Source organism: Streptomyces sp. NPDC088923 (assembly GCF_044749745.1).
GTDB lineage: Bacteria > Actinomycetota > Actinomycetes > Streptomycetales > Streptomycetaceae > Streptomyces.
Window position 1 is genome coordinate 1,977,209 of the sequence record NZ_JBIVIO010000001.1, and the last position, 13,731, is coordinate 1,990,939.

General features: G+C 74.9%; 14 protein-coding genes. 4 read left to right on the plus strand and 10 right to left on the minus strand.

The features are described from left to right. Nucleotides 1-29: 29 nt before the first annotated feature. The 8 genes from def to ACIP4O_RS08985 form a co-directional block, all read right to left on the minus strand. Nucleotides 30-755, minus strand: coding sequence for a peptide deformylase (gene def / locus ACIP4O_RS08950; protein ID WP_401573104.1), 726 nt, complete (start codon nucleotides 753-755; stop codon nucleotides 30-32). An 86-nt stretch (nucleotides 756-841) separates the two neighbouring features. After that, a complete protein-coding gene (locus ACIP4O_RS08955; protein WP_401573106.1) occupies nucleotides 842-1,069 on the minus strand; it encodes a hypothetical protein in 228 nt (75 codons plus the stop codon). A 142-nt stretch (nucleotides 1,070-1,211) separates the two neighbouring features. Further along, entirely contained in the window at nucleotides 1,212-2,039 is an 828-nt protein-coding gene (locus ACIP4O_RS08960) for a putative protein N(5)-glutamine methyltransferase (RefSeq protein WP_401573108.1), read from the minus strand. Further along, nucleotides 2,032-2,598 (minus strand): hypothetical protein, encoded by a 567-nt coding sequence (locus tag ACIP4O_RS08965; protein WP_401573110.1) that lies wholly within the window; start codon nucleotides 2,596-2,598, stop codon nucleotides 2,032-2,034. Before ACIP4O_RS08965 ends, ACIP4O_RS08960 begins: the two co-directional genes overlap by 8 nt. A 94-nt stretch (nucleotides 2,599-2,692) precedes the next feature. Then, on the minus strand, nucleotides 2,693-3,487 hold the full coding sequence (locus ACIP4O_RS08970) for an SAM-dependent methyltransferase (protein ID WP_401573112.1): 795 nt from the start codon (nucleotides 3,485-3,487) through the stop codon (nucleotides 2,693-2,695). Between the two features lie 103 nt (nucleotides 3,488-3,590). Further along, the gene (locus ACIP4O_RS08975; protein ID WP_401573114.1) at nucleotides 3,591-4,145 is read right to left on the minus strand and encodes a DoxX family protein; all 555 of its coding nucleotides are present in this window, start codon (nucleotides 4,143-4,145) and stop codon (nucleotides 3,591-3,593) included. Between the two features lie 181 nt (nucleotides 4,146-4,326). Then, nucleotides 4,327-5,220 carry a PhzF family phenazine biosynthesis protein gene (locus ACIP4O_RS08980; RefSeq protein ID WP_401573116.1) on the minus strand — a complete coding sequence of 298 codons (894 nt, stop codon included), beginning with the start codon at nucleotides 5,218-5,220 and terminating at the stop codon, nucleotides 4,327-4,329. A 269-nt stretch (nucleotides 5,221-5,489) separates the two neighbouring features. After that, on the minus strand, nucleotides 5,490-5,948 hold the full coding sequence (locus tag ACIP4O_RS08985) for a lamin tail domain-containing protein (protein ID WP_361329949.1): 459 nt from the start codon (nucleotides 5,946-5,948) through the stop codon (nucleotides 5,490-5,492). Nucleotides 5,949-6,329: 381 nt separating this feature from the next. Between ACIP4O_RS08985 and ACIP4O_RS08990 the strand changes: the two genes are divergently transcribed. Continuing rightward, nucleotides 6,330-7,964, plus strand: coding sequence for an alkaline phosphatase D family protein (locus tag ACIP4O_RS08990; protein ID WP_401573118.1), 1,635 nt, complete (start codon nucleotides 6,330-6,332; stop codon nucleotides 7,962-7,964). Between the two features lie 117 nt (nucleotides 7,965-8,081). Here the strand turns inward: ACIP4O_RS08990 and ACIP4O_RS08995 are convergent, their stop codons facing one another. Then, entirely contained in the window at nucleotides 8,082-9,086 is a 1,005-nt protein-coding gene (locus tag ACIP4O_RS08995) for a Gfo/Idh/MocA family protein (RefSeq protein ID WP_401573120.1), read from the minus strand. 162 nt (nucleotides 9,087-9,248) lie between these two features. On the opposite strand from ACIP4O_RS08995, the gene ACIP4O_RS09000 reads away from it, so the two are divergent. The 3 genes from ACIP4O_RS09000 to ACIP4O_RS09010 all read left to right on the plus strand — a co-directional run bounded on the left by ACIP4O_RS09000 (nucleotide 9,249) and on the right by ACIP4O_RS09010 (nucleotide 12,813). After that, nucleotides 9,249-10,622: a multidrug effflux MFS transporter gene (locus ACIP4O_RS09000; RefSeq protein WP_401573909.1), complete on the plus strand. Its 1,374-nt coding sequence runs from the start codon at nucleotides 9,249-9,251 to the stop codon at nucleotides 10,620-10,622. 77 nt (nucleotides 10,623-10,699) lie between these two features. Then, nucleotides 10,700-11,788 (plus strand): serine hydrolase domain-containing protein, encoded by a 1,089-nt coding sequence (locus ACIP4O_RS09005; protein WP_401573122.1) that lies wholly within the window; start codon nucleotides 10,700-10,702, stop codon nucleotides 11,786-11,788. Next, on the plus strand, nucleotides 11,785-12,813 hold the full coding sequence (locus ACIP4O_RS09010; RefSeq protein WP_401573124.1) for a small ribosomal subunit Rsm22 family protein: 1,029 nt from the start codon (nucleotides 11,785-11,787) through the stop codon (nucleotides 12,811-12,813). Before ACIP4O_RS09005 ends, ACIP4O_RS09010 begins: the two co-directional genes overlap by 4 nt. On the opposite strand, the gene ddaH is transcribed toward ACIP4O_RS09010, so the two are convergent. Next, entirely contained in the window at nucleotides 12,738-13,649 is a 912-nt protein-coding gene (gene ddaH / locus ACIP4O_RS09015) for a dimethylargininase (RefSeq protein WP_401573126.1), read from the minus strand. The genes ACIP4O_RS09010 and ddaH overlap by 76 nt on opposite strands. Between the last annotated feature and the right edge of the window lie 82 nt (nucleotides 13,650-13,731).

The following is a 13,731-nucleotide window of genomic DNA, read 5'->3' on the forward strand; positions in this document are numbered from 1 at the left end:
CCTCGCCGGCCGGGCGCCCCGGCCCCGCCCTACCGCTCCCCGCTCAGGTCCTCCACACCCATCGCCGCCGCCCGCGCGCGGCGTTCGGCGAGGACCGTGCCGCGCGCCTCGGCCATGTCCGTGAGGACCGCGCGGCGGGCGCGCTGGGCGAGCCGGTCCACGTAGACCATGCCGTTCAGGTGGTCGGTCTCGTGCTGGAGGCAGCGCGCGAAGTAGCCCGTGCCCTCGATCGTCACCGGGCGCCCCTCCCGGTCGACACCGTGCACCACCGTACGGTCCGCGCGGGCCAGTTCGTGCTGTGCTCCCGGCACCGAGAGGCAGCCCTCGACGTCGTCGATCAGGGTGCGGCCCGAGGCGGCCTCGTCGAGCACGGGGTTGAGGACGTGGCCGACGTGCCGGGCGCCCTCGTCGTCGAAGCAGTCGTAGACGAAGAGCCGCAGGTCCACGCCGACCTGGTTGGCGGCGAGCCCCGCGCCCTCGGCGAGGTACATCGTCAGGAACATGTCGTCGACGAGCCGCGTCAGTTCGGGGGTGCCGAAGCCGGTCGCCTCGGCGCAGCGGCGCGCGAGGATCTCCTCGCCGACCTCCGTCACCCGCAGCATCCGGCCGCGCGCCGCCTCGGGGGCGAGCGGCGGGTACTCGCCCTCGTACCGCTCGCCCAGCACGTACACGGGGACCCCGGCGGGGATGCGCGCGCGGACGGAGTCCGGCGGCGGGGCGAGGCTCCGCGCGGGGGCGGCGGCGGGTTCGGTCATGGGACGGCCTCTCTCGGGAACGCGACAGGCGGTGCGGCGCACGCGGCCAGAACCCTACCCGCGCGCCGCGCGCCCACCCCCGCCCGTCAGCCGTGCGGGACGTGCCGTACGCGCTGGCGCAGCTCCTTCTCCACGTCGTAGCGGTTGAGGCCCTGCTCACGGGCCCAGTCGGTGACCGCCACGTGCACCTCGGCGGCGGCGTTGAACCACACGCGCCGCTGCGCGTTCTGCTCCTCGCCCTCCAGGTGCTCGATCCTGCGGCCCTCTTCGTCGGCCGCCTGCTGAAGGATGATCAGGTCCTCGGGTAGCTCCACGGGCCGCACGGTAGGCGCGGGGGGCGCCGAGGCCGGGGTGGACACGGCTTGCGTCAGCCGTACGGAGCAGGTCGGGCGGGGGCGCCGTCGCGGGACTCTGCCCCGGGCCCCGGATTCGGGGCTCCGCCCCGGACCCCGCTCCTCAATCGCCGGAGGGGCTCCATGAGGTGGGCCTCGCGGGTGATGTTCCCGTCACCACCGTCGCCCACCCCTCCTCCTCGTGCGCCACCTCCGCGCGCAGGCCCGCCGCCTCGAAGACCGACGCGACCCGCGGGGCCTGGCGTTCGCCGCTCTCCACCAGGAGGCGGCCGGCCGGGGCGAGCCAGGTCGTGGCCTCGGCGGCGACGCGGCGGACCAGGTCGAGGCCGTCGGTGCCGCCGTCGAGGGCGACGAGGGGCTCGTGGGCGCGGGCCTCGGCGGGGAGGAGGCGGACCTCCTCGCTCGGTACGTACGGGACGTTCGCCGTCAGGACGTCGACGTGGCCGCGCAGCGCGGCGGGCAGCGGGGCGTAGAGGTCGCCCTCGTAGACGTGCGCGCCCACCGGGGCCAGGTTGCGGCGCGCCCAGCGCAGCGCGCCCGGGTCGACGTCCGCCGCGTACAGCGTCGCGCGCGGGCCGAGCGCCGTGCGCAGCGCGAGGCCGAGGGCGCCCGAACCGCAGCACAGGTCGAGCAGTGTCACGAGGCCCGCCGCGCGCACCCCGTCGAGCGCCCGCGCGACCAGGAACTCGCTGCGCCTGCGCGGCACGAAGACCCCGGGTCCCACCTCGATCCGCAGTCCGTGGAACACCGCGTGGCCCACGACGTGCTCCAGCGGCTCCCCCGCCACGCGTCGCGCGGCGAGCGCGTCCAGCACCGCGTCCCGGTCGGGCGCGTCCTCGGCCACCGCCGCGAGCAGCAGCGCCGCCTCGTCCTCGGCGAAGACGCAGCCCGCCGCGCGCAGGCGGGCCACGAGGCCCGCGGTGTCAGCCACGCCCGCCCATCGTGTCGGGGAGCCTGCGCACGGGGCTGCCCCAGCCGCGTACCACCTCGTAGTCCGTGAACTCCTGCACGAGCCGGTACGCCGTGCCCGCGTGCGGGCTCCGGCGCTCGGCGGCGAGGAACGCCTCCGCCTCGCGGCGGCTGTGGCGCGGGGTCCCGCACAGCTGCCACGTCCGGCCGTTCCACATCTCGGGAATCCAGCGCTCGCGCGCCTGGGGGCGGTCCTCCCGCTCGCCGTAGCGCGAGGGCACGACCAGGTACTCCCGCTCGCCGTCCGGCAGCCTGGTCGCTCGGCGTCCGCCGCGCCGCCGCGTCTCGCACAGCAGGCACAGGTCGGGGGCGCTGTCGTCCTTCGGCCCGAAGGGGTGCTCCGCGCACCGCGTGACCGGCTCGGGGCCCTCGACGGTCTCCTCCAGGAGGTCGAGCGCGCGCCGCAGGTCCTTGGCGATCTCGTGCAGCTTCGCCTCGGCCGTGTCGCCGCTCAGTTCGTCGCCCTGTTCCCCGAGCGCCCTGAGCGCCCGGCCCAGGGCCGGGATCTTCTGCTGCCTCATGGCGTGCGCCTCCGGTGTCGCGCGTCCCCGTACCCGTCCATTGTCCAACGCCCGCCGGGCAAGCCCTCGGCCCACCCGCCCCGGCCCACCCGCCTCAGTCCACCCGCCCCACCGGCACGAGCGTGAGCCACGCGATACCGAGTAGCCCCCGGTGGCCGTCGAGCCAGAAGGCGCGCTGCGCGTCGAGCCGCTCCCGGACCGCCTCCGCCTCGGGGTGCCCCGGGTGCAGCGCGAGCCACTCCTCGCCCGCCGCGCGGTACCCGGACTCGAACTCCTCCCACTCCGACGCGCTCGCCGTCTCCGTCCACAGCGGCCGGAAGCCGCCCGCCACGGCCGCGTCGACGAGTGCGCCGAGCGAGGGATGGTCCTCGGCGCTCGCGCCCGGCCACAACCGCGCCAGCTCCTCGGTGCCGGGAGTACGGGTGAAGAAGCCCTCGCCGAGCAGCACCCGGCCGCCCGGCCGCACGAGCCGCCGCAGCTCGGCGAAGAGCCTCGGCAGGTAGTCCGGCGCGTCCGGGTCCGCGAGCGCCTGCCCCGAACCCCCGCACAGCACGACGTCGGCCGGTCCCCGCGCGGTGCCGCGCGCCGACTCCTCGTACAGCCGCACGCGCGCGTCGAGCCCGCGCTCGCGCGCCCGCTCCCGGGCCCGCAGAAGATCCTCGCCCCGCAGGTCGATCCCGGTGCCGCGGGCCCCCGGCACGGCCTCCAGCACGCGCAGCAGCAGTTCCGCCCAGCCGCAGCCGACGTCGAGGACGGTCGCGGGCCGCGCGGCGGCGAGGCGCGCCACGAGGCGAGCGGCGCGTTCCTCGGAGAGCGGGTTGTGGAAGGTGAGGGCGGGCAGGCCGGAGGGCGGGGCTTCGGCCCTCGCGCGCGTGTCGGGGCAGGTCATGGGAGCGGACGGTACGGAGCGGGGGCGGGCCGGGCGAATGGTTTTCCGCCGGGTGTACGGGTTCGGGGCCGCCCCTCCGAGGAGGGACGACCCCGCACGCGCCTCAGACCTCGTCGGCCTCGGCCGGGGCCGCCTGCCGGACCCGCTTGTTGCGCTGCGCGACGACCGTGAGGGCCGCCGCCGCGCCGCCGATGAGCGCGGCCGGGACCATCCAGTGGCGGTTGAGGGCGTGGCCGAGCTTGTGGTCGAGCGAGTACCTGCCCGGGCCCGTGACCGCGAGTCCCGCGGCGGCGAGGCCGAGGAAGGCCGGGTACTCGTAGCCGCCGCCCTGGGCGAAGAAACCGCCGGGGGCGTGCACGGCGGCGGCGCCCGCCATCGTCCCCGCCGCGGCGGCGCCCGCCGCCGGGGTCGCGAGGCCGGCCGCGAGCAGCGCGCCCCCGCCCGCCTCGCCGAGCCCCGCCGCGAGCGCGTTGAGCTTGCCCGGCGTGTAACCCATCGACTCGAAGGCCTGGCCCGTGGCGTCGAGCCCGCCGCCGCCGAACCAGCCGAAGAGCTTCTGCGCACCGTGCGCGGCGAGCACCCCGCCGGTGCCGAGGCGCAGGGCGAGGAGTCCGAGGTCGAGCCGACGCCCGTACGCGCGGCTTCCGTGGCACTTCACGCTGTCTCCCTGGGGGTCGAGGTAAGGGCAGCCGTGTCGGCGGGGACGGCTCCGGCGCATCTCGCGCACACCGCTGTACGCCTCCGTGACACGGTGATCACGAGGCTACGCCTCCCGCGCCGCGGCGCACTTCGGGGGCGCGCCTTCGGCTCCCGCGCCCGGTTCGCCGTCTCCGCCCCGCTCAGTCGTCCGCCTCCGCCGGAATGCGCACCGCCGTGCCCGCGACCCGCACCCGCGGATCGCCCGCCCGCAGCGTCACCGTGACCGTCCCGGGGCGCCCCAGGTCCTCGCCCTGCACGAACGTGAGCCGCGCGTCCTCGCGCACGAAACCGAGCGAGCGCAGGTACGCGCCGAACGCCGCCGACGCCGCCCCCGTCACCGGGTCCTCGACGACACCGCCGACGGGGAAGGGGTCGCGGGTGTGGAAGACGCCGGTGTCGGGGTCGTGCCAGAAGAGGTGCACGGTGGTCAGGCCGAGCCGCTCCATGAGGGCGCGCAGCCGCTCGAAGTCGTAGTCGAGCGCCGCGAGCCGCTCGCGGGTACCGGCCGCGAGCACGAGGTGCCTGGCCCCGGCCGAGGCGATGCGCGGCGGGTACTCGGCGTCGAGCTCCGCGGCGGGCCAGTCGAGCGCGGCGAGGGCCTCGGCGAGGTCGCCGGGGGCGATGTCCTCGATACGGGGCGTGACGCTCGTCAGCGTGGCGCGCAGCTCGTCCCCCTCGCGCTCGACCCCCACGGGCACCTGCCCGGCCGGCGTGAAGAAGACGTATTCGCCGGGTCCCTCGCGCTCCGCGAGCGCGACGGCGGTCGCGATCGTCGCGTGACCGCAGAAGGGCACCTCGGCCTTCGGACTGAAGTACCGCAACCGGTGCGTGCGCGGTTCGCCGCCGGGGAGTACGAACGCCGTCTCGCTGTACCCGAGCCGCGCGGCGATGCCGAGCTGCTCGTCGTCGCTCAGCCCCGAGGCGTCGAGCACGACCCCGGCGGGGTTGCCCGCGCGGGGGTTGGTGGTGAACGCCGCGTACCGGCTGATGCGGGGCGCGGGGGCGGCCGGAGGCGTGGGACCTGGTGTCGTCATGGTGACGACAACGGGAGGGGGAAGGGGTGGTATTCCCGCCGTTTCCGGGGGACGGGGTGTGCGGGAGCGCCGGGGGGTGGTGGGGAACGGGTGGCGCGCCGGGGGCGGGGCGGCCGTGCGTGGTCGCGCCGGGGGCGGGGTGGCCCCGTGTCGTCGCGCCGGGGCGAGCCGGTCGTGCGCGGCGCGGGGCCCGGGGTACGGCTCCGGGGCGCCCTCCCCGCGGAGGGAGGTGGCGTCCCGGACCCGTACGCGTGACGTCCTGCCGTCCGTCAGTGGCAGTTCTTCTGGCCGCTCTTCGCGGTCTTCCAGGAGCAGGAGTCGCGCAGGGCGCCCTTCGAGGTGTACAGCCGCGCCTTGTCGCCGGTGTTGTTCCACACGTACGAACCGCGGTTCCAGTAGACCGTTCCGGGCACGTTCTTGCCCTTGCCGGTGCGGACCTTGACCGTCTTCCCCGCGCCGATCTTGTAGCTGCCGAAGGTGTACGTGTAGCCGGTGTTGTCCTTGAGCTTGTAACCCTTCAGCTGCACCGCCGACTTGGAGTTGTTGTGGATGTTCACCCACTCGCCGTTGAGCGAGGTGTTGCTGCGCGTGTCCTTGCCCGGGCTGTCGAACTGGACGAGCCCGATGTGGACCCCGCTCTGGTGGGCGGCGGCCTGCGAGGGCGAGGTCGCGAGGCCCACGAGGGCGGCGGCGGCGAGAACGGCCGGGGCCGCGAAACGAATGCGCACGTAGTGCTCCGAAGTGTTCCGAAGGTTTCCGAAGATCACGGAAAAGGGCATGCGGGTGCCGGACAACGGCAAGAGGTGCTCGTATGCCTGTATGTCCGGCATACGAGTGAAAGACAGTTCATCGTACTGAGAGGTGGGGCAGTGGCGGGAGTGGTTTCGCGGAACTCCTCGCGGAACTCCTCGCGCGAGCTCTCGTGGGACACCGTGCGCGATTCCGTGCGACGAGCTGACGACCCGCCACAAGAGGCGCGTCCCCGCCGATCAGGCCACCCCCAGAACTCACCCCCCGTCCACACCCGCGTCGCACCGGCGACAGGCACGCGTCGCCCCGGTCCCGGAGAGTCCCCAGCGCCACCCACCGAGACGAGGGGACCCCACCCGATGAGCCACAGCCTCCAGGACCCAGACGCCGAACTCCGCGCCGCCGCCCGGCACTTCGGGCGGCGCGGATTCCTCACCATGACGGGTGCGGCCGCCGCGCTCGCCTTCGCCGTCAACCTCCCCGCCGCGGGCAGCGCCGCGGCCGCCGAACTCGACGCGAAGGCCCTCAAGGCCGACCCCTTCACGCTCGGCGTCGCCTCCGGGGACCCGCTCCCGCAGTCCGTCCTGCTGTGGACGCGCCTCGCCCCGAGCCCGTACGAGAGCGACGGCGGACTGCCCAGAGGCCGCGTCACGGTGCGCTGGGAACTGGCCCACGACGCCCGCTTCACGCGCGTCGCCAAGCGCGGATCGACCACCGCGCACCCGGAGTTCGCGCACACCGTGCACGTCGAGGTCACGGGGCTCGACACGGACCGGGAGTACTACTACCGCTTCCGCGCGGGCACGTGGATCAGCCCCGTGGGCCGTACCCGCACGGCCCCCGCGACGAGCGCGAAGCTCGCCGAGATGAAGCTCGCCGCCGTCTCCTGCCAGGCGTACCACGACGGGTACTTCACGGCGTACCGCCATCTCGCGAACGAGGACGTGGACCTCGTCTTCCACCTCGGGGACTACCTCTACGAGTACGCCGTGACGGCCGTCGGCGGGAACCGCAAGTACACCGACCGGCGCCTGCCCGCCGTCTTCAACCGCGAGACCCTCACCCTGGAGGACTACCGGCTGCGGTACGCGCTCTACAAGTCCGACCCGGACCTCATCGCCGCGCACGCCGCGCACCCCTTCGTCGTCACGTGGGACGACCACGAGACGGAGAACAACTACGCCGACGACACCCCCGAGAACGACGTCCCGCCGGAGGAGTTCCTGCTGCGCCGCGCCGCCGCCTACCGCGCGTACTGGGAGAACCAGCCGCTGCGCACGCCGCAGAAGCCCACCGGGGCCGACATGAAGCTCTACCGGCGCCGTCACTGGGGCCGCCTCGCCCAGTTCGACGTCCTCGACACCCGCCAGTACCGCAGCGACCAGGCGTACGGCGACGGCTGGCAGGTCCCCGGACCCGAGTCCGAGGCCCCCTCGCGCACGCTCACGGGCGACGAGCAGGAGCGGTGGCTCGTCGACGGCTGGAAGTCCTCCAAGGCGACCTGGAACGTCGTGCCGCAGCAGGTCACCTTCGCGCAGCGCAAGGACCGCGCGACGGACGACTTCAAGCTCTCCATGGACTCCTGGGACGGCTACCCCGCCTCGCGTCAGCGCCTCCTGGAGGGCTGGCAGGCGAGCGGCAAGGACAACCTCATGGTCCTCACGGGGGACGTCCACGTGCACTACGGCTTCGACCTCAAGGCGGACTTCGACGACCCCGCGTCGAAGACCCTCGGCACCGAGATCGTCACCAGCTCGATCACGAGCGGCGGCGACGGCTCCGACAAGCCGTCGAACTGGGACACCTACATGGCCGCCAACCCGCACCTGCGCTTCTACAACGGGCGGCGCGGCTACGCCGTCGTGACGCTCGGCAAGAAGTCGGCGCGCGCGGACTGGAAGACCGTCTCGGCGGTCACGACCCCGGGCGCACCGCTCACGGTCGCGGGGTCCTTCGTGACGGAGGCGGGCAAGCCGGGGCTCGCGCCGGCGTGACGGGAGCGAGTGCCGTTGTCCGGGGCGGGCCTTTCGGGGCTCCGCCCCGGACCCCGCTCCTCAATCGCCGGAGGGGCTTCAATTTTGGTGCGGGCTGGATCGATATGCCCGCCCGGCTCACTCGCCCTCGTACCGCACCCCCGTCACCTCCCGCACCCTGTCCAGCGTCCGCAGCACCGCGAGCGAGCCCTCCAGCGGCACGAGCGGCGACTCGGTCAGCCCCTCGCGCAGGCAGCGCGTCACCTCGACCGCCTCCGGCACGTAGCCCTCGCCGCCGCCCTCCTCGCGCGCCGTGTACGTGACGGGCTCCGCGCCCCGGCGGCGCAGGACGAACTCCGCGGGCGCGAAGAAGTTCCCGGCGATCTCGATACGGCCCTCGGAGCCGACGACCGTCGCGCGCGTCGGGCCCGCGCCCGTGAGCCCGCAACGCAGCAGCGCGTGCGCGCCGTTCGCCCAGTCCAGGAGCATCCCGGTCTGGAGGTCCACGCCCGACTCGGAGAGCCTGGCGCTCGCCCGTACGCCATCGGGCTCACCGAGCAGCAACTGCGCGAAGGCGACCGGGTAGACGCCGAGGTCGAGGAGCGAACCGCCGCCCTGCGCCGGGTCCATCATGCGGTGATCGGCGGGGAAGGGCCCGTCGACGGAGAAGTCCGCCTCGACGGAGGTGACTTCACCGATCGCGCCCTCGTCGACGAGCAGCTTCAGACGGCGGACGAGCGGATTGACGTACGTCCACATCGCCTCCATGAGGAAGACGTCCCGCGCGCGGGCCAGGTCCACGAGCCCCGCCGCCTGCCGGGCGTTGAGCGTCATCGGCTTCTCGCACAGCACCCCCTTGCCCGCCTCCAGGCACAGCCGGGCCGCCTCCAGGTGCGCGGTGTGCGGTGTCGCCACGTACACGACGTCGACGTCCTCGTCCGCCGCGAGCGCCGCCCAACTGCCGTGCGCGCGCGGGATCGTGAAGCGCTCGGCGAAGGCGCGCGCCGACTCCTCCGTACGCGAACCGACCGCGACCAGCTCGGCGCCCGGCACCGTCAGCAGGTCCGCGGCGAACGCCGCCGCGATGCCCCCGGTCGCGAGCACTCCCCACCGCACGGGGCGTCCCGTGATCCCCTCGCCCATGCCGTCCCCATCTCTCTCGCACCGCCCACCGGGACCCGGAACGGCCCGGCGTGGCGGAAAACGGTCCGCAGCGGTCCGTCCGAGCTGAGAGCATAGAAACCGGGCCCTCACCACCGTCCCCCCAGGCCCCGTCCCCAGGTACCCGTTTTCAGAGAGGCACCCATCGTGGAGCGCGCCCCCGGCACGCCACAGCCCACCCAGGACACCCCCGCCGACCCCGCCATACCCGTATCCGCCCGCCGCACCTCGCTGCTCACCACCCTCGTGCTCGGCGGCCTCACCGCCGTGCCGCCGCTGTCGATGGACATGTACCTCCCGGCGCTGCCGAAGGTCACCGACGCGCTCGGCAGCCCCGCCGCGACCGTGCAGCTCACGCTCACCGCCTGCCTCACCGGGATGGCGCTCGGCCAGCTCGTCGTGGGCCCGCTCAGCGACCGCTTCGGGCGCCGCCGCCCGCTCCTCGTCGGCCTCGTGATCTACATCCTCGCGACGGCCGCCTGCGCGCTCGCCCCGGGCACCGCGCTGCTCATCGTCTTCCGGCTGATCCAGGGCCTCGCCGGCGCCGCCGGGATCGTCATCGCGCGCGCCGTCGTCCGCGACCTGTACGACGGGCTCGCGATGGCCCGGTTCTTCTCGACGCTCATGCTCATCTCCGGGGTCGCGCCGATCGTCGCCCCGCTCATCGGCGGTCAGATCCTGCGCTTCACCGACTGGCGCGGCATCTTCCTCCTCCTCACCGTCGTCGGCGTCCTGCTCACCCTCCTCGTCGTACGACGCCTCCCCGAGACGCTGCCACCGGCCCGCCGCCACACCGGCGGCACCCGCGACGCGCTCGCGACGATGCGCTCGCTGCTCGCCGACCGCGTCTTCACCGGGCACGTCCTCGTCGGCGGCTTCACCTTCGCGGCGCTCTTCGCGTACGTGAGCGCCTCGCCCTTCGTCGTGCAGGAGATCTACGGGGCGAGCCCCCAGGTCTTCAGCCTGCTCTTCGGGATCAACTCGGTCGGGCTCATCATCATGGGCCAGGTCAACGGGCGGCTCCTCGTGGGCCGCGTGAGCCTGGAGCGCGCCACCGCCGTGGGCCTCTCGCTCATCACGGCGGCCGCGGTCGCCCTCCTCGTCATGACGAGCGGGCTGCTCGGCCACGTCGGGCTCGTGCCGCTCGCCGTCGCGCTCTTCGTGCTCATGTCCTCGATGAGCCTCGTGATGCCGAACGCGCAGACCCTCGGCCTCCAACGCGCCCCGCACGCCGCCGGCTCCGCGTCCGCGCTCATCGGCACCTCCTCCTTCCTCATCGGTGCCATCGCCTCGCCGCTCGTCGGCATCGCGGGCGAGGACACCGCCGTTCCCATGGCACTCGTCCAGCTCGTGAGCGTCCTCGTCGCGGGCGCCGCCTTCGTCCTCCTGTGCCGCCCCGGTACGCGTACGAAGGCGACGCTGACGGCGGCACGGCACGACGTCACCACGACCGTGCTGCCCGCGCCCGCCACCGAGGCGGCGGGGGCGGCGCGCCGCGAAGGGGCTGACGAAGGCTGAACGCCGCCCGCCTGCGCCGCGCGAGCCCCGAGCGCGCCGGACTCGACCCCCGCGAGATCGCGCTCCTCACCGAGGAGGTGCGGTCCCTCACCGAGGGACCCGAGCCCTGGTGCGCGGGGGCCGTCGTCCTCGCGGGGCGCGGCCCGCACCTCGCCGCCGAGTCGGCGGCGGGGTGGGCCGTGCGCTACCGCGCCTGGGACGAGGAGCGCGGCGCGGGTGTGGAACTCCCCCCGGAGGAACGCGTCCCCGTGCGCGTGGACACCCCCTTCGACCTCGCCTCGCTCACCAAGCTCTTCACCGCGATCGCCACGCTCCAGCAGGTCGAGCGCGGCGCCCTCGCCCTCGGCACCCCCGTCGCCGAGATCCTCACCGACCACCCGGCCGCCGCCGCACACGGCTTCACCGTCCGCGCCCTGCTCACCCACACCACCGGACTGCGCCCCGAACTCCCGCTGTACGCACTCCCCGACGACGCCGCCCGCCACCGGGCCCTCGCCACCGAGGAACCCGTCGCCGAGCCCGGCACACGCCGCTACTCCGACCTCAACCCGCTCCTGCTCCAGCACCTCCTCGAACGCCTCACCGGGCAAGGCCTCGACCAGCTCGTGGCCGAGGGCATCACCCGCCCCCTCGGCATGGCGTCCACCGGCTTCGGCCCGTGCCCCGGCGCGGCGGCGACCGAGGACGAGCGGCTCCCGTGGGCGAAGGCGGACCGGGGGATGGTGCGCGGCCTCGTCCACGACGAGAACGCGTGGGCGCTCGGCGGCGTCGCCGGGCACGCGGGGCTCTTCGGCACGGGAGGCGACCTCGCCGTCCTGTGCCGCGTCCTGCTCGGCGGCGGCGCCTACGGCACGGCGCGGGTCCTCGGCCCCGAGTACACCGCGCTCATGCTCGACGAAGGACTCGGCTTCGAGGTCGACAAACCCTGGTACATGGGCGAACTCGCGGGCCCGCTCTGCGCGGGCCACACCGGCTTCACGGGCACCTCGCTCGTCGTGGACCGCGCCACCGACACCTTCCTCGTCCTCCTCGCCACGACCGTCCACCCCCGCCGCCGCACCCCCGACAGCACCCCCCGCGCCCGCGCGGCCACCCGCCTCAAACGGGCGGTACGGGACACCGGGCGTACGCTCCCCCGCGAGGGCGACCCTAGAATTCCCGGGTGACCCACCCGATCCACGCCCCGTCGCAGCCGCTGCGCGCCGCGCTCGCCGCCCTCCTCGACGGACTCCCCACCCGCGCCGCCGCACAGTCCGTGGACCGGCTCATCGGGCACTACCGGGGCCGCACCCCCACCGAAGCGCCCGTCCTGCGCGACCGCTCCGACGTCGCCGCCTACGCCGCGTACCGCATGCCCGCGACCTTCGAGGCGATGCGGGCCGCGCTCGGCGCGCTCGCCACCGCCCGGCCCGGGTGGGCCCCGGGCAGCCACCTCGACATCGGCGGCGGCACGGGGGCCGCCGTGTGGGCGGCGGGCGCGACCTGGGAGGGGGAGCGGCCCGTCACCGTCGTCGACTGGGCACGCCCCGCGCTCGACCTCGGCGCGGAACTCGCCGCCGCCGCGCCCTGGCCCGCCGTGCGCGGCGCCCGCTGGACACAGGGCCGTATCGGTACGGGCACGGCGCCCGCCGCGCACCTCGTCACCATCTCCTACGTCCTCGGCGAGCTGACCGGGGCGGACCGCGCGGCCGTCGTGGACACGGCCCTCGCGGCGGTCGGCGACGAGCCCGGCGCGGCCGTCGTCGTCACGGAGCCGGGCACCCCCGAGGGCTACGCCCGCGTCCTCGCCGCCCGCGACCGCCTCCTCGCCGCCGGGCTGCACGTCGCCGCCCCCTGCCCGCACGACGGGCGCTGCCCCATCGAGCCGGGCCGCGACTGGTGCCACTTCTCGGCCCGCGTCGCGCGCTCCTCGCTGCACCGCCAGGTGAAGGGCGGCTCACTGCCGTACGAGGACGAGAAGTTCGCCTACGTGGCGGCCACGCGCGCCACCCCGGAGCGCGTCCCCACCCGCATCCTGCGCCGTCCCCAGATCCGCAAGGGCCAGGTACTCCTGGACCTCTGCGAGCCGGACGAGACCCTGCGCCGCGCGACGGTCACGAAGCGCCAGGGGTCCCTCTACCGGGCCGCGCGCGACATCGACTGGGGCGACGCCTGGCCCCCGGCGGACGCCGGCGCGGGCACGGACGACTGAACGGGCGCGGACCGCAGCTCCTGCGTACAGCACTTCACGCTCCCGCCCCCCTTCACCAGCTCGTCCAGCTCCACCCCCACCGGGTCGAAGCCCCTCTCCCGCAGCGGGCCGAAGAGGCCGAGCGCCTCGCGCGGGAGCACCACGTGCCGCCCGTCCGAGACCGCGTTGAGGCCCAGGGCCAGCGCGTCCGCCTCGCTCGCGAGAAGCGCGTCGGGGAAGAGCGCGGCGAGGACCGCGCGGCTGCCCGGCGAGAACGCGCCGGGGAAGTACGCGACCTCCTCGCGCTCCGCGTCGAGGACGACGAAGGCCGTGTCCAGGTGGTAGAAGCGCGGATCGATCAGCTCCAGGCCGATCGCCGGGCGCCCGAACCACTCCTGCGCCTCGGCCGGAGCGAGCGGCGAGGAGCGGAAGCCGTGCCCCGCCAGGAGCCAGCGGCCCGTCACGGCGAAATCCCCCTCGCCCTCGTTGACCTGCACGGGTACGCCGACGTCCGCCCAGCCCCGCGCCGTGAACCACGCCCGGTGCGCCGCCGCCTCCGGCTCCCGCTCCGCGAAGGCGAACCGCGCCCCGAGCACCCGCCCGCCGACCACGGTCGCCCCGTTCGCCGCGTACACCATGTCCGGCAGCCCCGGTTCCGGGGCGAGCATGTCCACCGTGTGCCCGAGTGCCCGGTAGCGGGCCACGAGCCCCTCCCACTGCGCCAGCGCCCGCGCCCGGTCCACCGGCGTGCCCGGGTCCATCCAGGGGTTGATCGCGTAACGGACCTCGAAGTACTCGGGCGGGCACATCAGGTAGTGGCGGGGGCTCGCCTCGCGGGCGTGCGCGGTACGGATCACGGCAACCTCCTCGCAGGGAAGCCCATGGTGCGGCAGCCGCCTTTCGCCGTCTGCGCGCCGAACGGGTGAACGTCGCCGACGG

Bases quoted from the DNA above. Each gene is read 5' to 3' on its own strand.
- def (WP_401573104.1), bottom strand. From the start codon at position 755: ATGACCGAACCCGCCGCCGCCCCCGCGCGGAGCCTCGCCCCGCCGCCG.
- ACIP4O_RS08965 (WP_401573110.1), bottom strand. From the start codon at position 2,598: ATGAGGCAGCAGAAGATCCCGGCCCTGGGCCGGGCGCTCAGGGCGCTC.
- ACIP4O_RS08970 (WP_401573112.1), bottom strand. From the start codon at position 3,487: ATGACCTGCCCCGACACGCGCGCGAGGGCCGAAGCCCCGCCCTCCGGC.
- ACIP4O_RS08980 (WP_401573116.1), bottom strand. From the start codon at position 5,220: ATGACGACACCAGGTCCCACGCCTCCGGCCGCCCCCGCGCCCCGCATC.
- ACIP4O_RS08990 (WP_401573118.1), top strand. From the start codon at position 6,330: ATGAGCCACAGCCTCCAGGACCCAGACGCCGAACTCCGCGCCGCCGCC.
- ACIP4O_RS08995 (WP_401573120.1), bottom strand. From the start codon at position 9,086: ATGGGCGAGGGGATCACGGGACGCCCCGTGCGGTGGGGAGTGCTCGCG.